The organism is Amnibacterium setariae (genome assembly GCF_003581425.1).
GTDB classification, from domain to species: Bacteria; Actinomycetota; Actinomycetes; order Actinomycetales; family Microbacteriaceae; genus Amnibacterium; species Amnibacterium setariae.
The window spans coordinates 1,250,445-1,276,385 of record NZ_QXTG01000002.1 but is presented as its reverse complement, the minus strand read 5'-3'; the positions used below and the strand labels follow the sequence as shown (position 1 = coordinate 1,276,385).

Here is a 25,941-nt window from a genome sequence, read left to right as displayed (position 1 = left end):
CCGGACGAGTCCGACCCGGCACGGCAAGGAGCCCGCGATGACGACGACCAGCACCTCCGACGAGCGTCCCGCCGTCCTCGACCCGGAGGAGGTCGGTCTCGTACAGCACTGGATCGGCGGCGAGCCCGTCCCGTCGGCATCGGGTCGGACGGGCGACGTGTTCGACCCCGCGCTCGGCGTGGTCACGAAGCGCGTGGGGCTCGCGGACCAGGCCGACGTGGACCGCGCGGTGGCCGCGGCGAGCGCGGCCTACCCGGCGTGGCGGGACCTGTCGCTCGCGCGTCGCCAGTCGATCCTGTTCCGCTTCCGCGAGCTGCTCGAGGCGAAGAAGGACGAGCTCGCCGAGATCATCACGAGCGAGCACGGCAAGGTGCTGTCCGACGCGCTCGGCGAGATCAGCCGCGGCCAGGAGGTCGTCGAGTTCGCGACCGGGCTGGCGCACCACCTGAAGGGCGAGTTCTCGGAGCAGGTGTCGACCGGGGTCGACGTCTACTCGATCCGGCATCCGCTCGGCGTGGTCGGGATCATCAGCCCGTTCAACTTCCCGGCCATGGTGCCGATGTGGTTCTTCCCGATCGCGATCGCGGCGGGCAACACGGTGGTGCTGAAGCCGAGCGAGAAGGACCCGTCGGCGGCGAACTGGCTCGGCGCGCTGTGGAAGGAGGCGGGGCTGCCGGACGGCGTCTTCAACGTGCTGCACGGCGACAAGACCGCGGTCGACGGGCTGCTGATGCACCCGGACGTGCGGTCGATCTCCTTCGTCGGCTCGACCCCGATCGCGCAGTACATCTACGAGACCGCGGCGAAGCACGGCAAGCGGGTGCAGGCGCTCGGCGGGGCGAAGAACCACATGCTCGTGCTGCCCGACGCGGACCTGGACCTGGTGGCGGACTCCGCGGTGAACGCCGGGTTCGGTTCGGCGGGGGAGCGGTGCATGGCGATCTCCGTCGTCGTCGCCGTCGAGCCGGTGGCGGACGCGCTCATCGAGCGGGTGCGGGAGCGGATCGCCGGGCTGCGGATCGGTGACGGCCGGCGGTCGTGCGACATGGGCCCGCTCGTCACCCGGCAGCACCGCGACAAGGTCGCCTCCTACGTCGACGTCGCGCTCGAGGACGGCGCGGAGGTCGTCGTCGACGGGCGCGACGTCGCGGTCGACGGGGACGCGAACGGCTTCTGGTTCGGGCCGACCCTCATCGACCGGGTGCCGACGACCTCCCGCGTGTACACGGAGGAGATCTTCGGGCCCGTGCTGTCGGTCGTTCGGGTCGGCTCCTACGAGGAGGGGCTCGCGCTGATCAACTCCGGCGCGTTCGGCAACGGGACCGCGATCTTCACGAACGACGGCGGCGCGGCTCGGCGGTTCCAGCACGAGGTCGAGGTCGGGATGATCGGGATCAACGTGCCCATCCCGGTCCCCGTCGCCACCTTCTCCTTCGGCGGCTGGCGGCAGTCGCTGTTCGGCGACACGAAGGCGCACGGCGCGGAGGGCGTGAAGTTCTTCACGCAGCAGAAGGCGATCACGTCCCGCTGGCTCGACCCCTCGCACGGCGGCGTCGACCTCGGCTTCCCCCGGAGCTGACGGCCCGGCGCGGCCGCCGGGCCCTGCTCAGACCTCGGCCGGGCTCGGACGCGGCGCCCGCTCGTCCGCGGCCGCCGGCAGACCGGCCGAGGCGAGCAGCGCGAGCTTGTCGGCCTCGGAGGAGCCCTGCTCCGGGTGGTACACGACGAGCATCAGCCCGTTCGTGCCGCCGATGCTCATCCGCTCGCGGTGCAGCGTCAGCGCGCCGACCTGCGGGTGCTCGAACCGGATGACCGTGCGCTGCTGCGCGCGCACCTCGTGGCGCGCCCAGAGCTGCCGGAACCGCGGGCTCGCGAGGGCGAGCTCGCCGGTGAGCTCGATGAACCGCGGGTCGTCGATGTCCGTGCCGACCGCCTGCCGGAGGCTCGCGACGAAGCACTCCGTCATCCCCGGCCAGTCCGGGTACCGCGCCTGCTCCTCCGCATCGAGGAACAGGTCGCGCAGCTGGTTCCGGCCCGGCGCGAGGCCGGGGGACAGGCTGCGGGCGAGCCGGTTGGTGGCGAGCACGTCGAAGTAGCGGCCCTCGATGAAGGCGGGCTGCGCGAGCGAGTCGAGCAGGCTCAGGAGGCTCGCGGGCACGGTCTCCCTGCGCGGGCGCGGCCGTCGCCGCCTCGGCACGTAGGCGACGAGGGTGACCAGGTGCTCGAGGTGCTCGTCGTCGAGCTGCAGGACCCGGGCGACCGCCTCGAGCACCTGCACGGAGGGGTTGCGGTCGCGGCCGCGTTCGAGCCGCAGGTAGTAGTCCGCGCTGATGCCGGCCAGCATCGCGACCTCCTCGCGGCGCAGGCCCGGCACGCGTCGGACGCCCTCGGTCCGCAGGCCCGCCTGCTCCGGCGTGATCAGCTCGCGCCGGGCGCGGAGATAGGCCCCGAGCGGGTTCGATGCGTCGTCCACGGGCCGATCGTAGGTCGGCGCGGCACCGCTGCCGCGTGCCGACGGGGGCCCTGCGAGACCCCGGTCTCCGCGGGGCCCGCGACGGTCCTGTCGGCCGCGCGACGGGGGCCGGCGGGTACGGTCGTGCTCCGTGGACGAGGACGGCCCGAAGCGGCTGCGCGCGGACGCGGCGCAGAACGCGGACCGGCTGCTCGCGGCCGCCGTCCGCGCCGGGCTCGGCGAGGGCCGCCCGGTGCCCATGGCCCGGATCGCCGCGGACGCCGGAGTCGGCATCGGGACCCTGTACCGGCGCTTCCCCAACCGGGAGGCGCTGCTCGAGGCCATGCAGCAGCGCGCGGCCGGCATCCTCATCGAGGTGGCGCAGGACGCGCTCGCCGAGGGCGGTACGGGCCTCGACGCGATCGGCCGCTTCCTGCGGCGGTCGTTCGAGCACCGCGACGAGCTGGTGCTGCCGCTGCACGGGGCGCCGGCCTTCGACGGGCCCGAGACCGTCGCGCTGCGCGAGCGGCTCCGCACCGCGCTCGCGGCCCTCGTGGAGCGCGGGCACGACGACGGCTCGGTGCGGAGCGACGTGACCGCTGGCACGGTCGTCCGCTTCGGGGCGATGCTCGCGCAGCCCATGACCGCTGTGCAGGGCTGGGCCGAGCTCGCCGAGGAGCAGCGGCGGATCTTCCTCCTCGGCATCGCGGCGCGGCGCGAGGACCCGTCGCGGTAGCGCCGCGCGGCCGTCGTCCCCGGGGGACGGAGCCGGCCCGGGGCCGCGCCCGGGTCGCGATCGCAGGGTCGGTGCGGCACGGTGGACCCGTGGGTCCCGAGGATGAAGGCAGCCCGTCGCCCGGCGTCGTCGGCGCCGGGGAGGCCGTCCGCCGTCCGCCGACGCTGAAGCACGTCGCGCAGCACGCCGGGGTGAGCTACCAGACGGTGTCGCGGGTGCTGAACGGCGACCCGAGGGTCACGGCGACCACGCGGTCGAAGGTGGAGGCGGCGGTCAAGGCGCTCGACTACCACCCGAGCGCCGCGGCGCGCGACCTGGTGCGCGGCTACACGACGACGTTCGGCGTGGTCGCGGAGGACCCGCACCAGTTCGGGACGGCGAGCACGGTCCGGGGGATCGACGCGGCGGCGGCGTTGAACGGGTGGACGACGACCGCCGCGACCCTGCGCCTCGGCGCCGTCGCGGACGTCGACGAGGCGATGGCCGCCCTGCAGCGCCGGGGAGCCCGCGCGATCGCGCTGATCGGCGTCACCGAGGGCGTCGCCCGGCGGGTCTTCGAGGTCCCGCGGGCCGTGCCGCTGATCGCCGCCTCGCAGGGCGCGGTCGACCTCGACCGGCGGGCGGTCGCGGTGGACCAGGACGCCGGCGTCCGTGCCGCGATCGAGCACCTCGTCGCCCGGGGCCGGCGGCGGATCGCGCACGTCGCGGGCCCGGCCGCGTCGCTCGACGCGCTGCGCCGGCTGCGCGCGTACCGCCGGGAGGTGGAGGCGCGCGGTCTGCCCGCCATCGTGCTGCAGGGGGACTGGACGGCCGAGGCGGGACACCGCGCGGGGCTCGCGCTGGCGAGCCGCGGCGACGTCGACGCGGTGTTCTGCGCCAACGACCAGACGGCGATCGGCGTGCTCTCCGCGCTGCACTCGTCCGGGGTCGCGGTCCCCGAGCGCGTCGCCGTCGTCGGCTTCGACGACGTCCCCGAGGCCGGCTACCTGATCCCGCCGCTGACCACCGTCGCCCAGGACTTCGCGGCGCTCGGCGCCGCAGTGCTCCAGGCGATGCGGGACGCGGCCGAGACGGGACGGGAGCCGCGCACCGACCGGCTGCTGACCCCGGAGCTGATCGTCCGCGCGACCTCCTGAGGCTCGCCGCGCACACGACCGGACGATCGCGCCGCGCTCCGGAGGGGGCGGACGCTCGTGGGCATGGGGTGGTGGTGAGCGCAGCAGCGGGTCGCGCTCGGCTCGCGATCCTGCTGGTGGGCATCGGCGCCCTGCTCGCGGCGCTGTCGGGCTGCGCTGCGCGGAGCGACGGGCTCGCGGTCTCGACGAGCGCTGCGGTCCGCACCGATCCGGCTGCCGTCTTCGACGTCGGTGCGTCCCGGACGGTGCGGGCGGTCCGGCGCGGCGATCGGGTCTGCTTCTTCGCCGGCGCGACGGGGCTCGTGTTCCCGGCGGGGTACTCCGCCGGGGACGACCTGTCGCTGCGCGACGCCGAGGGCCGGGTGGTGGCGGTGCCGGGCTTCGCGGTCGGCATCGCGTTCGGCTCGGCGCACGTCCGTGCGCCTGCGGCGTGCAGGACGTCGGGGCGCGAGGACCGGGCCGTCGTCAGGATCGAGGGACTCGGCGGGTAGGGCGGCGGGAGGGCCGGACGCCGTCGGAGCGCCCTCGGCCACACTGGCGGCATGACGCTCGCCGCCGGCTACCTGCTCCTCCCGGGCGCGCCCGCACCCGAGGACTACCTCCGGCTGCGGCGCGAGTCGGGCCTGTCGCCGAAGACGACGGGGCAGGCCGAGGCGGCGATCGCGGGGAGCTGGGCGTTCCGACGGGTGGAGACCGAGCGCGGCGAGGTCGTCGCGATGGGGCGCGTGGTGGGCGACGGCGGCTGGTACTTCCTCGTCGCCGACATGGCGACCCTCCCGGGCCACCAGCGACGCGGCATCGGCGGCGCCGTCCTCGACGCGTTGCTCGAGGAGATCCGCACGCGGGCGGAGCCGGGCGCGTACGTGACGCTCACGGCCGACCCGCCGGGCCGCCGGCTGTACGAGTCCCGCGGCTTCCTCGACGTCGCGCCCGACCGGACCGGGATGTGGCGGATGCGCTGAGCACCGTATCCCGGTCCGGACGCGCGCGACCGTCGAGCGATCAGCCCGCGACGGGAGCGGGCGTCTGCCCCGCCTCGGTGGCCGTGAACCAGCCGAGCCACGCGCCGTCGACCCGCATCACCTCGTAGTCGCCGCAGCGCTCGACGCGGTCGGGGAAGCGGTCGAGCGTCGGCGCCCAGGAGGCGGTGTCGAAGGGGATGCTCCGCCGGTCGGCCTCCCGGCATCCGGCGGGCAGCGGGGCGGTGCTGCGGGCCAGGATCACGGAGTTCGTCTCGTCGTTCGTGGCGAGGTTGCGGATGTCGGTGGCGTCGTCGGGCAGCCAGGCCGGAGCGGCGACGCCCTTCCAGCCCTGCTCGGCCGCCGCGCGGTCGGCGAACCGCTCCTCGTGCGTCTTGTGCACGGCGTTCTCGATGGCGCTGCACCCGGTGGTCGTGAGCACGAGACCGGCAGCGAGGGGCAGGAGGATCAGGAGGGCGTGAGCGCGGATCGTCATGCGTCGATCCCATCGGACGGCCGCCGCGGGCGGATCGGGCGCTCGACCGAAGCGGCTCCGCCTCCGCGTTGAACCGCGAGGTCTGGGGCTCCTCCTGCAGGGGGAGGCACCGCCCGGGGCGATGTCCGAGTCGGGTGCCACAGTGGGCGCGTCCAGCGTCGGACCAGCGAGAGGAGCACCCGTGCCCACCGTCCTGAACCCCTACCTCAACTTCCGCGGACAGGCCCGCGAAGCGATGGAGTACTACCGCGGCGCGCTCGGCGGCGAGCTCGAGGTCGCGACCTTCGGCGACTACCGCGCCGCGCAGGACCCGAGCGAGGAGGACCTCGTGATGCACGCCAAGCTCACGACGGCGAGCGGGCTCGTGCTGATGGGCGCGGACCGCCCCGAGCGGCTGCGGCTCACGAAGGGCGACGACGTCGCGATCTCGCTCGGCGGCGAGGAGCGCGCCGAGCTGCAGGGGTACTGGGACGGGCTCGCGGAGCGGTCGACCGTGCTGCAGCCGCTCACCGCGTCGGCGTGGGGCGACGGCTTCGGCATGCTCGTCGACCCGTACGGCTTCACCTGGCTCGTGAACATCGCCGCGTCGGCCTCGTAGGGGCGCGCAGCGACGTCATTCGCCCGCTCGCGGTTCGTCCCGCGTCGCGTCCGATGCCGTTCGTCCGGGGCCGACGCCGCCTCGTCGGACGAGTGCGGGGACCGTCAGGGCCAGCCCGATCAGCGCGGGCAGCGTCTGGCCGACCAGGGGCTGCACGGATTCGAACAGATCGGTCCCGACGGCCCCCACCTGCGCGGCATCGCCGATCGGGGCGACGATCCGGGAGCCCGCGGCGAGCACCAGCACCGCGATCGCGTGCGCCCGGGACGGCACCAGCGGGAGCACGGCCGCGGGCAGCGCGGCGTACCACGGCCACTCGAGCGGCAGGAGGAGCAGGACCAGCAGGGCGACCACGCCGCACGCACGCGCGAGGTCGGCGGGCGTCCGCACCCGGAGGCTGGCTGCGGCGGTCCCGGCGACGAGCAGGACCACCAGGAGGACCTGCGTGAGGAGCACGCCGCCCGCCGCCTGGTCGGGGGAGTACAGGGACGCCTCCGGCGGCGCGAGCTGCGACCGGAGGAGCCCGGCGACGTTCCAGCCGAACGACGGCGTCCCGCTCGCAGCGAGCCCGGTGAAGGTGGCCGGGCCCGCCCAGTACGGCGCGGCGAGCGCCGCGCCGACGGCGATCGCCGCCGCGCCGCCGACGGCCGCGCCGACGAGGAGTTCCCGGACCCCGCGTCGCAGCACGACGAGCGCCACCGCGATCGGGAGCACGAAGGGCAGCGCGTTCACCTTGACGAGCACGGCGAGCGCGAGCGCGAGGATCGCGGGCGCCGTGCGCGCCCGCGCCGCGGCGAGGATCGCCAGCACGAGCAGCGCCGCCATGAGCGCGTCGACGTGGCCGTCGCCGGTCAGCTCGACGAGCACGAGCGGGTTCGCCAGGACGAGGAGCACGCCGCGCAGGCGACGCTCCGGTCCCGCGTCGCGGAGGAAGCGGGCGGTCACCGCCGCCGTGCCGAGGACGGCGGCGAGCTGCGGCAGCTCGATCAGCAGGACGCCGAGGCGGACGTCGTCCCCGGACAGCACGACCGCGAGGCGCTCGATGCCCGTGCAGAGCGGGCCGTACGGCGACTGCGGATGCACCGGCTGCCACCCGGCCGCGAGGAGCCGCGCGCCGTACGGCGACCCGGCGACGTCGGCCGACGCCGTCAGGTAGGGATTCGCTCCGGAAGCGGCCAGCCGGCCGTGGGACAGGTAGGAGTAGGCGTCGATGGAGAGGGTCGGCGACGCCAGCCACCAGCCCACGGCGAGGAGCGCGAGCACCGCGACCGCCGGCCGTCCGCCTCCGACCGCGGCGTAGCGGCCCGCGCGCAGCACGAGCAGGCCGAACACCGCGCACGCGGCGAGCCCGAGCAGGACGACCGTGGTCGCGTCCGCGGCACCCGCGACGACGTCGGCGCCGGGCCGCGGGTACTCGGCGGCGCCGGACGGCCCGAGCCCGTTCCGCCACAGCCGATCCTGCGCCCGCTGCAGCAGCACCTGGACCGCGCCGAAGACGACGAGCACGGCGACCAGCTCGGCCCGCACCCGACGCCGCGCCATCGCCATCGTCGCCTCCTCGCGCCGCCCCCAGTGAACGGCATCGCGCCGCGCGGGTCGAGGGCGTCCCGCCGATCAGCGCCGGTCGATGCTCCGTCGTGACCGGCGGCCGACCGAGGCGGTCGCGGTGGCGGTCGGCGCCGGCGGGTAGGTGGCGACGGGCGTCGCCTCGGGCTGCACGACCGGCGGCCGGTCGCCGCCGACGGGGAGCCGGACCTCGACGGCGCGGGGCCGGGCCGTCGGGCAGCACTCGTCGATGGCCCGCTGGATCCGCTTGCGCGCGAGGACGAGCCAGCCGCGCACGGAGCTCTCCGGGGCGTCCATGCGGTCGGCGATCTCGCGGTAGCTGAGGTCGTGCACCTCGCGCAGCAGCCAGGCCGTGGCCTGCTGCTCGGGGAGGGCGCGGAGCGCGGTCCGGAGGCCGTCGTGCAGGTCGAACCGGTCCACCGCGAGGTCCGGACCCGCGATCGACGCGGCGTCCTCGGTCAGCTCGTGGTCGTGGCGCGCGGTCGTCGCGCGGCCGAGCGCCTCCCTGGCGGTGATCTGCAGCATCCACGCCCGGGCCTTCTCGGGCTCCCGGAGCGCGTCGAGGTTGCGCCACACCTTGATCGCGGCCTCCTGCACGACGTCGTCGGCGTCCGCGGCGTTCCGCGTGTAGCGCAGGGCGACGCGACGCATCGCGGCGCCGTGGCAGCGGAGCAGCTCGGCGAACGCGGATCCGTCACCGGCGCGGGCTCGGCGGACCAGCCCGGCGTCGACGCCGTCGTCGGTGCTCCTGATCGACACTCGGACCACCTCTGCGAACCGGGGCTGCACCGGGACGTCCTCCGGTGCGCTGCAGAACGCATCGGCAGCGACACGGGACGTTCGGAGCCGTGGAGCGAGCCGATTGGTCTGGCTCGGACCAATTGTGCCGCACGGCGCGAGCCGGTGCGTCCGGTCCGAGGCCGCAGGTGCGCGCGGGTCAGCGCGCGGCCACCGCCGCGCCGACATGGCGGGGGAGCAGCGCGGTCTCGATCACCGGGATGAGCAGCGCCACCGCGACGACGCCGAAGGCCCAGCGGTACCCGAGGTCCTGCTCGCCCGGTGCGACGACGGACGCCAGCGCGAGCATCGCCCGGACGGCGAGCGCGGCGACCGCGATGCCGAACCCGATCGCGATCTGCTGCACTGTGGCCGCGAGCGTGTTCGCGCCCGAGGTGAGCTCCGGCGGCACGTCGCCGAACTGGATCGAGTTGTAGGCGGTGAAGCCGATCGAGCGGAACGCGCCGGCGACGAGCAGCGCGGCGACCAGCAGCGGGATCGGGGTCGACGGCCCGACGAGCACGAACGCGGCGGACAGCGCGGCGCCGGCGACGCTGCTGCCGATGATCGTCGTCCGGAACCCGAACCGCCGGATGATCGGCGTCGTGAACGGCTTGATCGCGAGGTTGCCGACGAACACCGCGACGACCACGACGCCGGCGAGCGCCGCCGACCAGCCGAAGCCCACCTGGAAGAGCAGCGTGTAGAGGAACGGCAGGGCGGAGACCACGAGCCGGTAGACGCCGCCGCCGAGGTTGCTCGCCCGGAACGTCGGGATGCCGAGGGAGCGGAAGGAGAGCAGCGGGTGCTCGACGCGGCGCATCCAGCCGACCGCGGCGACGAGCGCCAGCACGGCGACCGCGCCGAGCACGACGAGCCCCGTGCGACCCGAAGCGGGATCGCCCAGGCCCTCGAGCGTGAGGAGCAGCGCGACCAGCCCGGTGCCGAGCAGCGCGAAGCCGACGACGTCGAAGCCGCGGCGCTCGCGCACGTCGCTGCGCGGCACGAGACGCAGACCGGCGATCAGCAGCGCGACGCCGAGCGGCCCGTTGATCAGGAACACCCACGGCCAGCCGACGGTGTCGGTGAGCAGGCCGCCGATCGCGGGCGCGATCACCGGGGCGAGCAGACCGGGCCAGGTCAGGTACGCGATCGCGGTGATCAGGTCGCGGGTGCGGGTGGCGCGGAGGACGGCGAGCCGGCCCACCGGAACCATCAGCGCCCCCGCGACGCCCTGGATCGCCCGCAGCACGCACAGCGCCACGATCCCGGTGCTGAACGCGCACCCGATCGAGGCGAGCGTGAACAGCGCGATCGCGCTCAGGAACACGGGCCGCACGCCGAGCCGGTCCGCGAGCCAGCCGCCGAGCGGCACCCCGATGGCGACCGCGAGCAGGTAGGCCGTGATCGCCGCGTTCACGTCCACGGCCCGCAGCCCGAAGTCGCGGCCGATGGCCGGGACGGCGGTCTGGATGATCGTCCCGTCGAGGTTCTCGAGGAAGAACGCACCGGCGACGAGGACGGCGAGCGGGCGGTTCAGCGCTGGCGCCTTACCCGTCGCAGCACCGCTCACGCGGCAACGCTACGGGGTCGTCCTCCGTCGTCCGGCGAGCGCCGTCCCCGCGCGGCGACCGATAATTGCTTCGAGTTCGAAGCGGTGCTACGGTCTTCCCATTGCTTCGAATCCGAAGCAGATGAGGAGAGGATCGGATCATGAAGGCAGTGCGGTTCCACGAGGTCGGCGGTCCCGAGGTGCTCCGCGTCGAGGAGATCGAGACGCCCGTCCCCGCGGCGGGCCAGGTGCGGCTGCGGGTCGCGGCCTCCGCCTTCAACGCGGCGGACAACGGCATGCGGGCCGGGTTCCTCCCGATCCCGGTCGTCCTGCCCCACGTGCCGGGCTACGACGTGTCGGGCACGATCGACGCGGTCGGCGAGGGCGTCGAAGGGCTCGCGGTGGGAGACGCCGTCTTCGGCTTCCTCCCGATGGAGCGCGACGGCGGCGCCGCCGAGTACGTGGTCGCCCCGGCCGAGGCGGTCGTCCCGGCGCCGACGAGCATCCCCCTGGCCGACGCCGCCGCCCTGCCCTCCGTCGCGCTGACGGCGTGGCAGGCGCTGTTCGACGACGCGGACCTGCAGGCGGGCCGGCGCGTGCTGATCGTCGGCGCGGGCGGCGTCGTCGGCAAGTACGCGATCCGGCTGGCGAAGCGCGCCGGTGCGCACGTGATCGCCACGGCGAGCCCGCGCAGCATCGACGCGGTCCGGGCCGCTGGCGCGGACGAGGTCGTCGACCGCACGACCGCCGACCTGCTCGAGAGCGTCCCCGAGCAGGTCGACGTGCTGCTCAACCTGGCGCCGATCGAGCCGGAGCGGTTCACCGCGCTCGTCGCGCTCGTGCGGGACGGCGGCGTGGTCGTCAGCACGACCGCCTGGATGCCCGCGCCGGACGACGCAGCGCGCGGCATCGGCTCCAAGGTGGTCTTCGTGCTGCCGAACCGCGAGCGCCTCGCGCGGCTCGCAGCGCTGGTGGACGAGGGCGGGCTGACCGTCGAGGTCACCCGCCGCATCCCGCTCGCCGAGCTGCCGGCCCTGCACGCCGAGGCGGCCGCCGGCCCCGTCGCCGGCAAGGTGATCGTCCTCGCGGCGTGAGATCCGGGGGAGCGGCCCTGGAGAGCTCGGTGCGCCTCCGGGGCCGCTTCCTCGCCTCCGGGCGCAGGACGCTCAGCGGATCGCCAGCGTCTCCGCGCCGGGCTCGCGACCGCTGCTGCGACGCTCGGGTCCATGACGGAGTCCCCGGAGACCTTCGACGGCGTCCCGCCCGGGCTGGGGCTCGGGCACGTCTTCCTCCGGCTGGACGCGTCCGGCTACGTCGTCGCGGCGAGGACCGATGACCAGCGGGAGGTCGCGCACGAGCACTGGCCGGCGCTGCAGACCTGGGTGGACGCCTCGCTCGCCCAGCACTGAGACCGGCCTGCCCGCGTCCGGCGGCGGGTGCGTGAGCGACTCGGCCTTCCGTGCTCGCGCGCTCGGCGTGTCGAATTCCCGGGCCCATCGTCGCCGGGAATTGCTCTTGCATTCGCGAAGAATGCGGACGTAGCCTGCGGATGTGGCCCCCGAATTCGGGTCGCGCACAGGGGAGTGCGCCACCGCGGGGGAACTCGATGAGGAGGTCTCCATGTCCGATTCCGACGCGCTCGGAAACGGAATTGCGCAATTGCGCAATTCATCGCTCTCCCGCCGGATGTTCCTCGGCGGCGGCGCGGCCGTCGCCGTCGGCGCCGCCGTCGGTGCCGGTGGCCCGGCCTTCGCCGCGACCGCGCCGAGAGGCTCCGGCGGCCTCGCGCCCTTCGGCCCCGTGCTCGTGACCGACGCCTCCGTCAACGGGTCCTACGCCCGGGCGGTCCGGCTGACGTCCGGCGCGGCCGGGAGGTCGAAGACGCTGCTGGCGACCTACCAGGCGTTCGGCACCGCCGGCTTCCCGCTCTACCGCAGCGACGACCAGGGGCGCACCTGGTCGAAGTACAGCACGATCCCGGTCACCGGCGTCGCCCTGCAGCCCTACCTCTACGAGCTGCCGCGGGCGTTCGCGGGCCTGCCGAAGGGCGCGCTGCTCTTCGCCTGCAACAACTTCGGCACGTTCACGAGCACCGAGATCCAGCTCTACGCGAGCACCGACCGCGGCCTGACGTGGACGTTCCTCAGCACCGTCGCCCGCGGCGGGAGGCCCGACACGACGAACGGCGCCACCCCGGTGTGGGAGCCCTTCCTGCTCCTGCACGAGGGGAGGCTGATCTGCTACTACTCCGACCAGCGGGATCCGAAGTTCGGGCAGAAGCTCGCGCACCAGACGAGCCGGGACCTGCGCACCTGGGGTCCCGTCGTGGACGATGCGACCGGCACCGCCTATGCCGAGCGACCCGGCATGACGACGATCGCGCGAATTCGCGGCGACCGCTGGATCATGACCTATGAATTCGGCGAGCCGGACGACCCGGCGAACCCGGATCAGGACGAGTACTCGTACCACGTGCATTATCGGATCGCGAAGGATCCGGAGGAATTCCGATTCGCGAAGGACACGCCGCTGCTCGACGAGAACGGCGGTGCGCCGAACGGTGCCCCGGTCGTGTCATGGGCGGACGACGGCACCCGCGACGGCGTGATCATCGTCACCGGCAACGACGACCAGGACCTCTTCATCAACCACCGCCTCGGCGACCCGCGGCGGTGGACGCGGCTCGCGACGCCCATCCCCGCCGGCTACAGCCGGCAGACGATCCCGCTCGACGGGCCCGGGGCGCCCGGGAACCGGGGCCTCGTCTTCGTCATCACAGGCGCGCAGTACGGCGAGAGCGCACCGATCGAGGCCGGCGTCGTCTCCGTGCGGGGCTGACCGCGTCGGACCGCCGGGCCGGGCGCGGAGGCGCTCCGGTCCCGGCGGCCCGACGGGGTGGTCGAGCGGCACGATCCGCGGCGGATCGGCGCGCGGGTCAGGCCGCGGCCGACGCGTCCGCGACCCCGAGCCGCCCGGCGACCGCGCGCACGACCGCGGGGTCGTCGAGGACCGCATGGACGTCGCGGCTGCCGACCCGGTCGGCCGCGGCGTCGACGGCGGCGACGACCTCCGGGCTCCGGCCCGCCTCGATCGCGGCCGGATGGACGTAGGAGGCCCGGGCGACCGCGCGGGTGTTGCCGAGCATCGCGGCCGCGACGTCGACGGGCGCGAGGTCGGCACGCCGGGAGTGCGCGATCCCGTCCGCCGTCGCACCGGCGGCCACCGCCGCCGCGATCGCGGTGCCGCCCCAGGTGCGGAACGTCTTCGCGGACGCGGCCACGCGGGTGAGGCCGTGGATGTACGCGTTCACCGCGGCGCTCGTGACCTCCTGCCGCCGGCCCGGCGGGCCGACGGCGAACAGCGGGGCGGACGGCGTCTCCGCGTGCGCGAGCAGCTCGCCGATCACCGCGGCGACCGGCTCGTCCTCGAGCACCACGTGCCAAGGACGGTGCTCCTTGCCGACGAAGGCGAACTCGATCGCCGGGCCGTGCACGGCGACGTGCTCCGCCGCCAGCGTCGTCAGGCCGTAGGTGTGGTTGTCCCGGGCGTAGCGCCCGTTCCCGACCCGGAGCAGCCCGCGGTCGAGGATCCGCACGATCGCCGCGGTCGCGCGGCGGACGGAGGGGCGGTCGCCGTCCTCCGGATCGAGGTGCGCCTGCACGTGCGCCCGCAGCTCCGGCAGCCCGGCCCCGAAGTCGAGCACGTGGTGGAACTTGTCCCTCGCCGCGAGGTCCAGCGCCTCCGCCGAGTAGCGGTACTGCGTGCGTCCGCGCGCGTCGACGCCGGTCGCCTGCACCCGCGCCCCGGCGTCGGACGAGGCCCAGACGTCCGACCAGGCCGGCGGCAGCGCGAGCGCCGACAGCCGCGCGAGCACGACCGGGTCGACGACCGCGGCGCCGTGATCGTCGATCCAGCGGTCGGGCCTCGTGCCGACGCGGTGGAGCCCGGTGCGGCGCAGCGCGCGGACGAGGGTCGCCGCAGGGTCGCTCACGTCGCCGCACGCTACCGCTGCCGCGGGGCGAGGGCTTCCGCGCCGCCGGTCGCGGTGCCAGGCTGCCGCCCGTGCGCATGCTCCTCACCTCCGGCGGCATCACGCCGGGACCGATCCTGGACGCGCTCGTCGCCCTGACCGGGAAGCCGGTGGCCGAATCGCGCGTCGCCGTCGTGATCGACGCGATCCTCCCGTTCCCGGGCGACAGCTCGATGCTGCTGCGGCACCTGCAGCAGCTCCACTCGCTGGGCTGGGCCGAGCTCGACGTCGTGTCGCTGTTCGGCGGGCCCCGCGCGCTGCTCGAGTCGCGGCTCCGGGGCGCCGACGTCGTGTTCGGGTACGGCGGCAGCAACCACTGGCTCGCGCACGCGTGGCGGGCGACCGGGCTCGTGCCCGTGCTCGAGGAGGTGCTCGAGCGGGGGGTCTACGTCGGCATGTCCGCCGGCTCGATGATCTTCTCGACGCGGCACGCGGACGCGGTCGACGCGTTCGACGACCACGAGGAGGTGGCGATGCTCGAGCTCGGCGACGACGTCGCGGCCGCCGTGCCGCTGCTCGACTGGACCGTCCTCTGCCACCTCGGCGCCCCGTTCCTGCCGGAGGACGCGACGGCCTGGGCCGCCGCGGGCGCCGCGGCGCTCGGTGCGCCGGTGTGGTTCCTCGACGACGCCTCCGCGCTGCTCGTGCGCGACCCCGGCGCCGAGCCCGAGGTCGTCGGCGACGGGCACTGGCTGCGGTACGACGAGCGGGGGACCGTCGTCGACTCCCGGTGAGCAGGCCGTCGCTCGATGACCGGGCTCCCGGCCGACGACGGCGAAGATGGTCGGCCGTGACCGGACCCGCTCCCGCCCCGACGATCGCCGTGCCGGATCCGACCGCGGCCGACGACGAGGCGCTGGTCGCGCGGCTCGCGTCCGTGGTGAACGCGGCGTACGCGATCGGGGAGGCGGGCATGTGGCGGCCGGGCACGCCGCGCGTCGACGCGGCGCAGCTGCGGGAGGACCTGCGTGCCGGGCGGCTGCTCGTCGCCCGCGCGGCGGACGGCCTCGTCGGCGTCGTGCGGGTGCAGGCGCTCGGCCCGGACCGCTGGGGGTTCGGCATGCTGGCCGTCGACCCGGCGGCGCAGGGCGGGCACCTCGGCGCCGCGCTCGTCGGGGCCGCGGAGGCGCACGTCGGGGCGGCCGGCGCCACGACGATGCAGCTCGAGCTGCTCGTGCCGATCGGTCGGGAGCAGCCCTCGAAGGAGCGGCTGCGCGCCTGGTACTCCCGCCTCGGCTACCGCCGCGTCGGCGAGGGGTCGATCACGGAGGACCACCCGGAGCTCGCCGACGCGCTCGCCGAGCCGTGCGCCTACGAGGTCTGGCAGCGCGCGCTCGCCCCCGCGGGCTGAACCGCGCCCGCCGTTCTCGCAACCGCGAGCGACGACCATGTCGTGGTGACGAGCGACGAACTGGTGTCCGCCGTGCAGGGCCTCATCGACCTCGAGGACCGGGCGCGGGCGCAGGAGGCGGCCGAACGGCTGCCCGAGCACCTCGTCGTCGCCGACCTGCTCCGTGCCGCGGACGGGCTGCAGCAGCTCGCCCGCGCCCTCGCGACGGTCCGGCGCAGCGCGCCGCGGGAGCCCGGCGCGGAGGAGCACGACCCGCACGACGTGCGGTCGCTCTACTCCTGACCGCGCGGACCCGACCGCGGCGCGGCGCCGATCAGCCGATGCCGCCGTTGACGAACAGCACCTGCCCGTTCACCCATCGGGCCGGGCCGGCGAGGAAGGCGACCGCCTCCGCGACGTCGTCCGGCTGCCCCAGCCGCTCGAGCGGCGCCGCCGACCGCAGCCGGCCGACCTCCTCCTCGCTCTTTCCGTCGAGGAACAGCGGCGTCGCGGTCGGGCCGGGCGCCACCGCGTTCACGGTGACGTCCCGTCCGCGCAGCTCCCGCGCGAGGATCAGCGTCAGCCCCTCGACCGCCGCCTTCGACGCGACGTACGCCGCGTAGGTCGGGAACTGCAGCCGCGTCACCGACGTCGAGAAGTTGATCAGCGCGCCGCCCGCGCGGAGGCGCGCGGCCGCGAGCTGCGACACCACGAACGCGCCCCGGATGTTCGTCCGGTGCATGCGGTCGAGGTCCGCGAGGTCGAAGCCGACGACCGGCCCGAGGACCATGATCCCGGCCGTGTTCACGACGACGTCGATGCCGCCGAGGGCCTGCTCGACGGTGTCGAACAGCGTCCCCATCGCGACCTCGTCGGCCACGTCGCCGCCGACCGCGAGGGCGCGGCCGCCCTGCTGCCGGACGGCGGCCACCGCCTCCTGCGCCCGCGCCTCGTTGCCCGCGTAGTGCACGGCGACGTCGTAGCCGTCGCGGGCGAGCCGGTCCACCACCGCGCGGCCGATGCCGCCCGAGCCGCCCGTGACCAGGGCGACCCGACGGCTCGTCTCCGGGCCCGTCACCGGTCCGCGCCCGTCGTGGCCGGGGCGTCCACCGCGGGGGTGAGGAGGTCGGTCAGGCCGATCCGCTCGTAGAACTCGCGGCGGACGCGGTCGCCGACCTCGTACACGCGGCCCGCGCCGTCGTCCGCGGGGTCGACCACGACGCGGAACGGCCGCGTCCCCTTCTCCTGCGCGACGACCTCCCGGATCCGCACGGCCACCTGGTGCGGGTCCTGGTCCGCCGGCGCGAGGTCCGCGAGCCGCTCGCCCACGCTCTCGAGCAGGTCCGGATACCGCTCCTCGTAGGCCGCCGCGACGTCGTCGCGCGCCGCGTGCCCCGCGTGCGCGAAGTGGTTCGTACCCGTCGTGAACGAGCCGGGCACGACGATCACCGTGTCGATGCCGAACCGGGCGAGCTCGACCGCGTAGCCGACGGCGAGGGAGTCCTCGGCCGCCTTCGCCGCGAAGTAGGGCGTCAGGTAGGGCGGCGTGCCGCCGCGGGCGCTCGAGGAGCCGACCCAGACGAGCAGGCCGTCCCGCTGCTCGCGCATGTGCGGCAGGACGGCGATGTTGAGGCGTTGCGTCGACAGCACGTTGGTGTCGTAGACCTCGGCGATCTGCTCGACCGTGAACGCCTCCGTCGGGCCGAGCACCATGTGCCCGGCGTTGTGGACGAGCACGTCGATGCGCCCGCTCTCCTCGATCACCCGGGCGACCGCCCGGTCGACCGAGCCCTGGTCGCTCACGTCGAGCTCGATCGGCCGCAGGTCGACGCCGTGCTCGGCGGCGAACGCCCGCGCGTCGTCCGCGGCCGGGCGGTTGCGATCGTCCACCGCCCGCATGCCCGCGTACACGCGGTCGCCGGCGAGCGCGAGCTCCCGCACCGTCATCGCGCCGAAGCCGCTCGAGGCTCCGGACACCAGCACTGTCCTCGTCATGGGTCCGCCTTCCCGGAGCCTCCCGCTCGGAGGGCTCCCGGTGCCAGGCTCGCCCGCGAGGGGCGGCCGGACGGTGGCGGGACGACCGCGGGCTGTGGCGGTCCTGCTCAGGATCCGGCGCCGCGGCGGTGCTCGCTGGGGGAGCGGCCCCAGAAGCGCCGGAAGGCGGCGCTGAACGCGGAGTGGTCGGCGTACCCGCACCGCAGCGCGACGTCCTGCACCGCCAGAGCGTCGTCGAGGAGCAGCTCGGCCGCGCGCTCCATGCGGATCCGGGTGAGGTACCGGACGGGGGTGCTGCCGGTCGCCGCGGCGAACCGTCGCAGGAAGTGCTGCGGGCTGAGGTGCGCGACCTCGGCGAGCCGCTCGAGCGTCAGCGGGTCCTCGGCGTGCGCCTGCATGAGGTCGACGACCTCGGCGAGCGCCCGGGCGCCGAGCGGCGGGGTTGCGCGCGGATCCGGGCGGTCCTGGGCGATGAGGTGGTGGAGCAGCGCCTGGACGAGGGTGTCGAGGTGCAGGCGGGGCGCGGCCGCCCGCACGTCGGCGGCGAGCTGGCGCAGCACGGTGCTCACGAAGGGATCGCCGCGCCGCAGCCAGTCGGGTCCCTCCGTGCTCGGCGACCCGAGCTCCTCCGCGGTCCGGTCGAGCAGCGCGCGGGAGACGTGGAGGTGCAGGGAGCGCAGGTCGACCGGTGCGCTCGTCCGCCAGGCGGCGTGGATCTCGCGACCCGGCCGCGTGACGGAGGAGGCGCCCGGCGACATCAGCGCGTGCGCCCGTGCCCGGGCCGGCCCGGTCTGCAGCACGTAGTGGCCGCGCGTGACGACGATCACGGCGAGGGCGTCGCTCGGCGGGAGCACGAAGGCGGTCCGGAGGGGATCGACGAACTCGCGCAGCGCGACCTGCGGGCCGAGGGCGTCGGTCGTCTCGCGGAGCAGCGTCGACGGCAGGGCGCGGAGCGCGTCGGCGCCCACCGTGCCCGCGGTCGCGCGGGTCGGACGGGAGCTGCGGATCGGGAGCGCGGCCGTCGCGGTGGTCATGCCGGATCCTCTCGGCCCGGCACCGCTGCGTCCACGGGCCGATCCGCGGCCCGTGGCCCGGCGGCGCCGTCCGGGCCGCCGCCGGCCTCCGCGCTCAGCACGGCCGCCTCCGCGCGGACGGCCGCGCGGACGACCCGCCCGGCGGGGGAGAGCTCGCCGATCCAGGCGAGCAGGAGCCGCCGCCCCCGCCAGCCGGGGTCGTCCACCCGCACGGCGACGACGCCGTGCGGCAGGGCGCCGACCGCCAGGCCCGGGATCGTCGTGATGCCGATCCCTGCGGCGACGAAGCCGAGGCGCATCGACCAGTCGCCGATCTCCGTGACGACCCGGGGCGTCGAGAGGCTCGGCCAGGCGCCGAAGTGCGGATCGCCGCGCGGGGTGCGGCCGCCGATCCAGCGCTCCTCGGCCAGCTCGTCCACGCTCACGGTGCCGCGTGCGGCGAAGCGGTGCCGCTCCGGCACCGCGACCAGCAGCGGCCCGCTGGGCAGGTCCTCCCGGGCGACGCCCTGCAGGTCGTAGTCCGGCAGCCCCTCGCCGACCGCGAGCAGGGCGAGGTCGAGCCGACCCGAGCGGAGGCGGCGGATCTGCTGCGGCGTCGACCCCTCCTCGAACTCGAGCGCGACCCCGGGATGGTCGCGCTGCACCCGCGCGATCGTCGCGGGCACCAGCCGGACGGCGGCGGTGGCGAACCCGCCGAGCACCACGTGCCCGGCGAGCGGGGAGCGCAGCTCGAACAGCTCGCGGTCGAGCAGCGCGAGCTGCTCCAGCACCCGTGCGCCCCGGTCCGCGACGAGCAGGCCGGTCGGCGTCGCCTGCACGCCGCGTGCGCCGCGCACGAACAGCGGTGCGCCGACCAGGGACTCGAGCGTCCGCATCTGCTTCGAGACGGCGGACTGCGTGAAGCCGAGCTCGGCCGCCGCGGTGGTGAAGGAACCGGTGTCCAGCACGGCGCGCAGCACGCGGAGGAGGGCCGTGTCGAGGTCGGGCACCCACCGCCTCCCATTCCGATCCGGCATGTCGAGGTATCCCAGTATTCGCTGGTGGAAGGTCTTGCACAAGCGCAGGGTGGAGGGCATGACGAACGGCACGACCAGGACCTGGTTCATCACCGGCGCGTCCACGGGCTTCGGCCGCGAGTGGACCGAGGCCGCACTCGAGCGCGGCGACCGCGTCGTCGCGACCGCGCGCCGGCCCGAGAGCATCGCCGACTACCCCGAGCGCTTCGGCGACGCGGCGCTCGCGCTGGCGCTGGACGTCACCGACCGCGAGGCGGTGTTCGCCGCGGTCCAGGAGGCGCGCGGGCGCTTCGGCCGGATCGACGTGGTCGTCAACAACGCGGGCTACGGCCAGTTCGGGATGGTGGAGGAGCTCACGGAGCGGGAGCTGCGCGAGCAGCTCGAGACGAACTTCTTCGGCGCGGTCTGGGTGACGCAGGCGGTGCTGCCGGTGCTGCGCGAGCAGGGCCGCGGGCACCTGCTGCAGGTCACGAGCGAGGGCGGCGTCCGGGCCTTCCCGGGCATCGGCGCGTACCACGCGTCGAAGTGGGCGCTGGAGGGGCTGTCGGAGTCGCTGTGGCAGGAGGTCGAGCCGCTCGGGGTGCGGGTGACGAACGTCGAGCCCGGCCCCTACGCGACGCACTGGCTCAGCCGCGGGTCGCGGCGGAGCGCGGCGATCGCGGCGTACGACGGCGTCCGTGCCGCCGCGCCCGGCTTCGAGGCGGGCGACCCGCGGGCGACGCGCGCGGCGATCCTCGAGATCGTCGACGCCGCCGAGCCCCCGCACCGCGTCCTGCTCGGGAGGTCCTTCGACGAGATCGCGGCGATCTACGACGAGCGGCTCGCGACCTGGCGGCGGTGGCAGCCCCTGGCGCTCCGCGCCTTCGGGGAGGGCTCCGGCGACTGAACCCGGTGGCGACGAGCAGCGGATGCGGTCGACAGCGGATTCCCAGGTTCGGCCGCATCCGCCGGTGGCCTCGCAGCCGTAGTGGGAGTGATGGGGCGCCGCCGGCGGCCCACGACATCCCATGAAGGAGTCCGATCGTGCGCAAGGCACTGATCAGCGGCATCGCCGCCGCAGCACTGCTCACCGTCGGCCTGGCCGCCCCCGCCCAGGCCGCGCCCGCCCACCGCCCCGCTCCGACGACGAAGCTGTCGGTGCTCCACGCCGTGCCGAACACCCCGGTCGACGTCTACCTGAACCACAAGCGGGTCCTGAACGACTTCAAGCCGGGCACGCTCGCCGGCCCGCTCACGGTGAAGGCGGGCACCTACACGGTCCGCATCACGGCCGCGACGGCGAAGAACGACAAGCACCCGATCATCGGCCCGAAGAAGATCAAGCTGCACGCGCACCGGAACTACACGGTCGCGGCGCACCTGACCGCCTCCGGCAAGCCGACGGCGACGCTCTACCTGAACACGCTCAAGAAGACGCCGAAGGGCGACGGCCGGCTGATCGTCCGGCACATCGCCGCGGCGCCCGCGGTGGACGTGTTCGCGAACGGCACGGCGTCGATGAAGAACCTGCGCAACCCGAAGCAGTCGAAGGCGAACGTGCCGGCCGGCACGTACTCGATCGCCGTCGCGCTCGCGGGCACCACCAAGCCGGTCATCGGACCCGCGGACGTGAAGGTCAAGCGGTACACCGACACGATCGTCTACGCGTGGGGCAGCGCGGCTCAGGGGAACCTGACCGTCGCGGTGCAGACCGTCAAGACCAACCGCTGACGGGACCGTGACGGCGGGTCGAGCGCTGATCGGCGAGCGGCCCGCCGTCGCGGACGTCGCGGTACCCTGCGGCATCAGCGCGATCGAGGACGAACCGGTGCACGAGGACGTGCGCGTCCTCGGCGCCTCCTTCCGCGCCGGCGACGAAGCGGCGCTCGCGGCCGCGTACCGGAGCTGGAGCGCCCTCGTCTACACGCTCGCGCTCCGCGGCCTCGGCCACGTTCAGGATGCGGAGGACGTCGTGCAGCGGGTCTTCGTCGCCGCCTGGCGGCGCCGCGAGACGTTCGACCCCGACCGCGCGGCGCTGTCCGCCTGGCTCGTGGGGATCACCCGGAACCAGATCGCCGACGCTCTGAGCGCCCGCGCCCGCACGGCGGCGTCGCAGCTGCCGGATGAGTGGGACGACGAGCCGGCGACCACGGTCGACCTCGCCGACCGGGTGCTCGTCGAGGACGAGCTCGCCCGGCTCCCGCCGCGGGCGCAGCAGGTGGTGCGCCTCGCGTTCTACGACGACCTGACGCACCAGCAGATCGGGGAGCGGCTCGGCATGCCGCTCGGCACGGTCAAGAGCCTGATCCGCCGCAGCCTCGAGCGGATGCGGCTGCGCCTGGAGGTGGCCGATGCCGCATCCTGACGCCGACCTCCTGGCGCTGCTCGCCCTCGGCGAGGAGCACGCCGTGCCCGCGAGCGACCGGCTGCACGTCGCCGGATGTGCGGACTGCGCCGCCGAGGTGGACCGCTACGCCCGGCCGGTGCGCGCCGCCCGCCGCGACGAGCCGGTGCTCGAGGAGCCGAGCCCGCGCGTCTGGGCCGGCATCGTCGACGAGCTCGGCCTCGACCCCGCGCTCGCCGGGGCGCCGGCCGATCGGGAGCCCGCCGTGGTCGTGCCGCTGCGGCCGCGGAACCGGCGGCGGCGCATCGTCGCCGTGGTCGCCGCGGCGGCCGCCGTGCTCGTCGTCGGCGGCACGGCCGCCGGCCTGCTCGCGCTGCGGCAGCAGCCGCAGCGGATCGCCGCCGCCTCGCTGGACGCGTTCCCGGGGTGGCCCGGCAGCAGCGGCACCGCCGTGGTGGAGGCGCTGCCGGACGGGAAGCGGGTGCTCGAGGTGCGGACCGACGTGCGGGCGGCCTCGACCAGCGACCACGAGGTGTGGTTGATGACCGACGGCGCGAAGCGGCTCGTCAGCCTCGGGATGCTGCACGGCGAGCGCGGCACGTTCGCGGTGCCCGCGGGGCTCGACCTCGACCGGTTCCGCCTCGTCGACGTCTCCGACGAGCCGCGGGACGGGAACCCGGCGCACTCCGGCGACTCGATCGTGCGGGGCGCGCTGCGGTCCTAGCCGCTACGAGCCCTGCTGCGCCCGGGACGCCTCCGCCGCGAGGTCCTGGCTGCCGATCACGGACAGCAGCGCGAGCTTCTCCGCCGCGTCCGTGCCGGGCGAGCCGCGGAACAGCACGAGTCGCTGCCCCGAAGGCGGGCTGACGACCACGTCGCAGAGGCAGTCGAGCCGGCCGACGACGGGATGCTGCAGCACCTTCCGCGTCGACCGGTTCGCCGCGGCCACCTCCTGCAGCGCCCAGAGCTCCCGGAACTCCTCGCTCGCCGCGAGCAGGCGGTCCACCAGGGCGAGCGCGGCCCGGTCGCCCTGCCGGCGCGCCGTCCCGGCGCGCAGCTCCGCGACGTACGTGCGGCCGAGCGCCCGGCGGTCGTTCTCCGCGTAGAGCACCGAGTAGGCGGGGTCGGTGAACCAGTGCCAGAGGAAGTTGCCCTCCTGCCCGCCGCGGTCCGCCAGCGGGCCGAGGAGGGCGACGTTCATCGTGTTCTGCGCGACGACGGCGCTCAGCTCGCCGGTGATCAGCGCCGGCACGGTCGGCGCGAGCGCGTCGAGGATCGTCATCAGGCCGGGGTCGGCCCAGGAGGAGGGCACGTGCGCGGGCGGCGCCTGCCGGCCGCCGAGGAGGTAGAGGTGGTCCCGCTCCTCGAGGGTGAGCCGCAGGGCGCGGGCGATGCCGCCGAGCATCGCCTCCGACGGCTGCGGCCCGCGACCCTGCTCGATGCGCTCGTAGTAGTCCGTGGACATGTTCGCGAGCAGCGCGACCTCGTCGCGGCGCAGGCCGGGCGTGCGCCGGCGGCCGCCGCCGATCAGGCCCACGTCCTCCGGGCGGAGGCGTTCCCGTCGGCTGCGGAGGAACTCGCCGAGCTGCTGTCGATCCACGCCTCCAGTGTGCTGCGCCTGCCGCGTCGCATCCCCGGACCGTCGATCCGGGGATGAGCGCGGCGGGGGAACGCGCCGCCGGCGGCGGCACGGTGGATCCAGCGGCGGACGCCGCGGACGACGAGGAGGAGTGCTCATGAGCAGGATCGTGCTGATCACCGGAGCGAGCCGCGGCCTGGGCCGCAGCATGGCCGAGCACCTGGCTCGCGCGGGCTGGGGCGTCATCGGGACGTACAGCAGCAACCGGCAGGCGGCCGACGAGGTCGCTGCGGGCATCGCCGCCGCGGGCGGGACCGCGCGCATGCTGCGGTTCGACGCGGCCGAGCCCGGGTCGATCGGGACGCTGGTCGACGAGGTGCAGCAGGCGCTGCGCGACGGGTTCGGGGCCGAGCGGCTCGACGCCCTCGTGAACAACGCGGGCATCGGCGAGCTCGCCCTCTTCGCGGACACCACGGAGGAGCAGTTCGACCGCGTGCTGCTGACCAACCTGAAGGCGCCGTTCTTCCTCACGCAGCGGCTGCTGCCCGTGCTCGCCGACGGCGGCCGCGTGCTGAACGTGTCCTCCGGGCTCGCCCGCTTCACCGGCCCCGGCTACAGCGCCTACGCCGCCACGAAGGGCGCCGTCGAGGTGCTCACCCGCTACCAGGCGCAGGAGCTGGCGGCGCGCGGCATCCGCGTCAACGTCGTCGCCCCGGGCGCCATCGCCACCGACTTCGGCGGGGGCGCCGTGCGCGACGTGCCCCAGGTGGCGGAGGCGGTCGCCCACCAGGTCGCGCTCGGCCGTGCGGGCGAGGCGGACGAGATCGGCTCCGCCGTCGCCGCGATCCTGTCGGACGACTTCCGCTGGGTCGACGGCGCCCGCATCGAGGTCTCGGGCGGCCAGAACCTCTGACGATCCGCACCGTCAAGGCGCGGACTTGTCACCAAACGCCCTTCCGACGTCGTCGAGAGGGCAGGAGGTGACAAGTCCGCGTCGCGGGGGAGGGAGGCCGGGTTGTCCGGCTCCTCCAACGATCGGCGCCGATGGCCGTGGGATGGCTACCGTCCCGCCGTGCACATGTGGTTCCGGACCCTGCTCGTGCGGCGGACCTGGCGCCGCCGGTCGCGGCTCGCCGTCGGCGACGTCGGGCGGCTCGGCATGCGGGCCCTGCCGACCGACATCGACGTCTTCGGGCACGTCAACAACGGCAAGTACCTGTCGCTGATGGACATCGGGCGCTGGGACCTGCTGCTGCGCACCGGGCTCTGGCGGCGGATGGTCGAGCAGGGCCTGTACCCGGTGGTGTCGTCGTCCACGATGACCTACCGCAAGTCGCTCCGGCTCGGGCAGCGGTTCGTGCTCGAGTCCCGGATCACGGGCTACGACGAGCGCTCCGTGTTCATGGAGCAGCGCTTCACCGTCGACGGCGAGGTCTTCGCCCGCGGCGTCGTGCGCGGGGTGTTCCTCCGCCGCTCCGGAGGCGTGGTCCGCACCGCGGAGCTGGGGGAGCTGCTCGGCGTCGACACCGCGACCGCCCCGCCCGACCCCTGGCTGCAGGACTGGGCGGCGGCGGTCGCGCTGCCGTCCACGCGGTCGGCGGCGCCCAGCGTCTGGGTCTGACCCGCGCCGGCTGACGGGGCCCGCCGCTGCAGATCCCGCCGAGCGCGCCCGCGCACCAGCAGCGGACCGCCCCCGCAGCGCGGGCCTCAGCGTCGGCGCGCGCGCATGCTCGCGAAGACCCGTCCGGAGGGCTGCACCTGCTCGTCCCGGTCCACCACCTCGAGACCCGCGTCCTCGACGGCGTGCGCGAGGTCGTCAGGCGGCCACGCCCACGCCGTCACCACGCGGTGCTCGAACGGCGCGAGCGCCGCACCGCTGAAGAAGCCGATGAGCAGCGAGCCGCCCGGCCGGAGCGCGGCCGCGAACGATGCGAGGGCTCCGCGGACCTCGTCCGGCTCCGTGTGGATGAGGGAGAACCAGGCGAGCACCCCGCCGAGCGACGCCGGGGCGAGGTCGAGGCGGCGGAGGTCGCCCTGCCGGAACGCGACCTCCGGATGCGCCCGCCGCGCGTGCTCGACGAAGGCCGGGGTCGCGTCGACGCCCTCGACCTCGACGCCGAGCCCGTGCAGGTGCGCCGACCAGTGCCCGGGTCCGCACCCCGCGTCGAGGACGGGCCCCGTCACCGACCGGGCCCACCGGGTGATGCGGTCGCGGTCCTCCTGGGACGCCTTGCCCGCGCCGTCGAACAGGTCGATGTAGGCGGCCGACCACGACCCGTACGCACGCTGCACGGCCTCGAGACCGGCGCGCTCGGGCTGCTCCTCGGGGGTCATGTCGAGCATCCGAGCAGCGGCGTCCGAC

30 protein-coding genes are annotated in these 25,941 nt (G+C 75.1%); 18 read left to right on the top strand and 12 right to left on the bottom strand.

From position 1 onward, the window contains the following. Positions 1–37: 37 nt before the first annotated feature. A complete protein-coding gene (locus D1781_RS14200; protein ID WP_119483369.1) occupies positions 38–1,579 on the top strand; it encodes a CoA-acylating methylmalonate-semialdehyde dehydrogenase in 1,542 nt (513 codons plus the stop codon). A 27-nt stretch (positions 1,580–1,606) separates the two neighbouring features. On the opposite strand, the gene D1781_RS14195 is transcribed toward D1781_RS14200, so the two are convergent. After that, positions 1,607–2,473 (bottom strand): helix-turn-helix domain-containing protein, encoded by an 867-nt coding sequence (locus D1781_RS14195; protein WP_233551357.1) that lies wholly within the window; start codon positions 2,471–2,473, stop codon positions 1,607–1,609. Positions 2,474–2,603: 130 nt separating this feature from the next. On the opposite strand from D1781_RS14195, the gene D1781_RS14190 reads away from it, so the two are divergent. From D1781_RS14190 to D1781_RS14170, 4 genes are all read left to right on the top strand, one after another. Next, positions 2,604–3,188: a TetR/AcrR family transcriptional regulator gene (locus tag D1781_RS14190; protein ID WP_119482871.1), complete on the top strand. Its 585-nt coding sequence runs from the start codon at positions 2,604–2,606 to the stop codon at positions 3,186–3,188. Positions 3,189–3,277: 89 nt separating this feature from the next. Then, a complete protein-coding gene (locus D1781_RS17625) occupies positions 3,278–4,324 on the top strand; it encodes a LacI family DNA-binding transcriptional regulator (RefSeq protein WP_158590110.1) in 1,047 nt (348 codons plus the stop codon). Between the two features lie 74 nt (positions 4,325–4,398). Next, positions 4,399–4,815: a hypothetical protein gene (locus D1781_RS14175; RefSeq protein ID WP_147392109.1), complete on the top strand. Its 417-nt coding sequence runs from the start codon at positions 4,399–4,401 to the stop codon at positions 4,813–4,815. Between the two features lie 51 nt (positions 4,816–4,866). After that, complete coding sequence (locus D1781_RS14170) at positions 4,867–5,286, top strand: GNAT family N-acetyltransferase (protein ID WP_119482868.1); 420 nt, start codon at positions 4,867–4,869, stop codon at positions 5,284–5,286. Between the two features lie 40 nt (positions 5,287–5,326). On the opposite strand, the gene D1781_RS14165 is transcribed toward D1781_RS14170, so the two are convergent. Further along, positions 5,327–5,779, bottom strand: coding sequence for a hypothetical protein (locus D1781_RS14165; protein WP_119482867.1), 453 nt, complete (start codon positions 5,777–5,779; stop codon positions 5,327–5,329). Between the two features lie 181 nt (positions 5,780–5,960). Between D1781_RS14165 and D1781_RS14160 the strand changes: the two genes are divergently transcribed. Then, entirely contained in the window at positions 5,961–6,377 is a 417-nt protein-coding gene (locus D1781_RS14160; RefSeq protein WP_119482866.1) for a VOC family protein, read from the top strand. Positions 6,378–6,392: 15 nt separating this feature from the next. Here the strand turns inward: D1781_RS14160 and D1781_RS14155 are convergent, their stop codons facing one another. The 3 genes from D1781_RS14155 to D1781_RS14145 form a co-directional block, all read right to left on the bottom strand. Continuing rightward, complete coding sequence (locus tag D1781_RS14155) at positions 6,393–7,925, bottom strand: glycosyltransferase 87 family protein (RefSeq protein WP_119482865.1); 1,533 nt, start codon at positions 7,923–7,925, stop codon at positions 6,393–6,395. Between the two features lie 66 nt (positions 7,926–7,991). After that, on the bottom strand, positions 7,992–8,702 hold the full coding sequence (locus D1781_RS14150) for an RNA polymerase sigma factor (RefSeq protein WP_158590109.1): 711 nt from the start codon (positions 8,700–8,702) through the stop codon (positions 7,992–7,994). A gap of 178 nt (positions 8,703–8,880) precedes the next feature. After that, a complete protein-coding gene (locus D1781_RS14145) occupies positions 8,881–10,293 on the bottom strand; it encodes an MFS transporter (protein ID WP_119482863.1) in 1,413 nt (470 codons plus the stop codon). A gap of 140 nt (positions 10,294–10,433) precedes the next feature. On the opposite strand from D1781_RS14145, the gene D1781_RS14140 reads away from it, so the two are divergent. The 3 genes from D1781_RS14140 (at position 10,434) to D1781_RS14130 (ending at position 13,110) form a co-directional block, all read left to right on the top strand. Next, a complete protein-coding gene (locus tag D1781_RS14140) occupies positions 10,434–11,366 on the top strand; it encodes an NADP-dependent oxidoreductase (RefSeq protein WP_119482862.1) in 933 nt (310 codons plus the stop codon). Positions 11,367–11,498: 132 nt separating this feature from the next. Next, on the top strand, positions 11,499–11,681 hold the full coding sequence (locus tag D1781_RS14135) for a hypothetical protein (RefSeq protein WP_119482861.1): 183 nt from the start codon (positions 11,499–11,501) through the stop codon (positions 11,679–11,681). A 250-nt stretch (positions 11,682–11,931) separates the two neighbouring features. Beyond that, on the top strand, positions 11,932–13,110 hold the full coding sequence (locus D1781_RS14130; RefSeq protein ID WP_199706611.1) for a sialidase family protein: 1,179 nt from the start codon (positions 11,932–11,934) through the stop codon (positions 13,108–13,110). Positions 13,111–13,207: 97 nt separating this feature from the next. Here the strand turns inward: D1781_RS14130 and D1781_RS14125 are convergent, their stop codons facing one another. Further along, on the bottom strand, positions 13,208–14,263 hold the full coding sequence (locus D1781_RS14125; RefSeq protein WP_119482860.1) for a DNA topoisomerase IB: 1,056 nt from the start codon (positions 14,261–14,263) through the stop codon (positions 13,208–13,210). 77 nt (positions 14,264–14,340) lie between these two features. Here D1781_RS14125 and D1781_RS14120 point away from each other — a divergent pair, with 77 nt between their 5' ends. From D1781_RS14120 to D1781_RS14110, 3 genes are read left to right on the top strand one after another with little or no spacing between them, the layout of a single operon-like run. Next, positions 14,341–15,036, top strand: coding sequence for a Type 1 glutamine amidotransferase-like domain-containing protein (locus tag D1781_RS14120; protein WP_233551439.1), 696 nt, complete (start codon positions 14,341–14,343; stop codon positions 15,034–15,036). A 56-nt stretch (positions 15,037–15,092) separates the two neighbouring features. Further along, positions 15,093–15,653 (top strand): GNAT family N-acetyltransferase, encoded by a 561-nt coding sequence (locus D1781_RS14115; RefSeq protein WP_119482858.1) that lies wholly within the window; start codon positions 15,093–15,095, stop codon positions 15,651–15,653. Between the two features lie 45 nt (positions 15,654–15,698). Beyond that, on the top strand, positions 15,699–15,935 hold the full coding sequence (locus tag D1781_RS14110; protein WP_147392108.1) for a hypothetical protein: 237 nt from the start codon (positions 15,699–15,701) through the stop codon (positions 15,933–15,935). Positions 15,936–15,966: 31 nt separating this feature from the next. Here the strand turns inward: D1781_RS14110 and D1781_RS14105 are convergent, their stop codons facing one another. The 4 genes from D1781_RS14105 to D1781_RS14090 form a co-directional block, all read right to left on the bottom strand. Continuing rightward, positions 15,967–16,710 carry an SDR family oxidoreductase gene (locus D1781_RS14105; protein ID WP_119482856.1) on the bottom strand — a complete coding sequence of 248 codons (744 nt, stop codon included), beginning with the start codon at positions 16,708–16,710 and terminating at the stop codon, positions 15,967–15,969. Further along, a complete protein-coding gene (locus D1781_RS14100) occupies positions 16,707–17,627 on the bottom strand; it encodes an SDR family oxidoreductase (RefSeq protein ID WP_119482855.1) in 921 nt (306 codons plus the stop codon). The genes D1781_RS14105 and D1781_RS14100 overlap by 4 nt, the downstream gene beginning before the upstream one ends. Positions 17,628–17,734: 107 nt before the next feature. After that, on the bottom strand, positions 17,735–18,661 hold the full coding sequence (locus D1781_RS14095; protein ID WP_119482854.1) for an AraC family transcriptional regulator: 927 nt from the start codon (positions 18,659–18,661) through the stop codon (positions 17,735–17,737). Then, positions 18,658–19,650: a LysR family transcriptional regulator gene (locus D1781_RS14090; protein ID WP_158590108.1), complete on the bottom strand. Its 993-nt coding sequence runs from the start codon at positions 19,648–19,650 to the stop codon at positions 18,658–18,660. The genes D1781_RS14095 and D1781_RS14090 overlap by 4 nt, the downstream gene beginning before the upstream one ends. Before the next feature lie 85 nt (positions 19,651–19,735). Between D1781_RS14090 and D1781_RS14085 the strand changes: the two genes are divergently transcribed. The 4 genes from D1781_RS14085 to D1781_RS14070 all read left to right on the top strand — a co-directional run bounded on the left by D1781_RS14085 (position 19,736) and on the right by D1781_RS14070 (position 22,724). After that, a complete protein-coding gene (locus tag D1781_RS14085; protein ID WP_119483364.1) occupies positions 19,736–20,563 on the top strand; it encodes an SDR family NAD(P)-dependent oxidoreductase in 828 nt (275 codons plus the stop codon). A 137-nt stretch (positions 20,564–20,700) separates the two neighbouring features. Further along, positions 20,701–21,387, top strand: a complete 687-nt coding sequence (locus D1781_RS14080; protein WP_233551355.1) for a DUF4397 domain-containing protein — start codon at positions 20,701–20,703, stop codon at positions 21,385–21,387. A gap of 7 nt (positions 21,388–21,394) precedes the next feature. Continuing rightward, positions 21,395–22,021, top strand: a complete 627-nt coding sequence (locus D1781_RS14075; RefSeq protein WP_325048833.1) for an RNA polymerase sigma factor — start codon at positions 21,395–21,397, stop codon at positions 22,019–22,021. Continuing rightward, on the top strand, positions 22,008–22,724 hold the full coding sequence (locus D1781_RS14070; protein WP_119482851.1) for an anti-sigma factor: 717 nt from the start codon (positions 22,008–22,010) through the stop codon (positions 22,722–22,724). The genes D1781_RS14075 and D1781_RS14070 overlap by 14 nt, the downstream gene beginning before the upstream one ends. 3 nt (positions 22,725–22,727) lie before the next feature. Here D1781_RS14070 and D1781_RS14065 read toward each other — a convergent pair whose 3' ends face one another. Continuing rightward, on the bottom strand, positions 22,728–23,600 hold the full coding sequence (locus tag D1781_RS14065; RefSeq protein WP_199706609.1) for a helix-turn-helix transcriptional regulator: 873 nt from the start codon (positions 23,598–23,600) through the stop codon (positions 22,728–22,730). Between the two features lie 136 nt (positions 23,601–23,736). Here D1781_RS14065 and D1781_RS14060 point away from each other — a divergent pair, with 136 nt between their 5' ends. Together D1781_RS14060 and D1781_RS14055 are read left to right on the top strand one after the other, a co-directional pair. After that, entirely contained in the window at positions 23,737–24,492 is a 756-nt protein-coding gene (locus D1781_RS14060) for an SDR family NAD(P)-dependent oxidoreductase (RefSeq protein WP_119482850.1), read from the top strand. A gap of 165 nt (positions 24,493–24,657) precedes the next feature. Then, complete coding sequence (locus tag D1781_RS14055; RefSeq protein WP_199706702.1) at positions 24,658–25,200, top strand: acyl-CoA thioesterase; 543 nt, start codon at positions 24,658–24,660, stop codon at positions 25,198–25,200. Positions 25,201–25,286: 86 nt separating this feature from the next. On the opposite strand, the gene D1781_RS14050 is transcribed toward D1781_RS14055, so the two are convergent. Then, entirely contained in the window at positions 25,287–25,913 is a 627-nt protein-coding gene (locus tag D1781_RS14050) for a class I SAM-dependent methyltransferase (RefSeq protein ID WP_158590107.1), read from the bottom strand. Positions 25,914–25,941 lie beyond the last annotated feature (28 nt).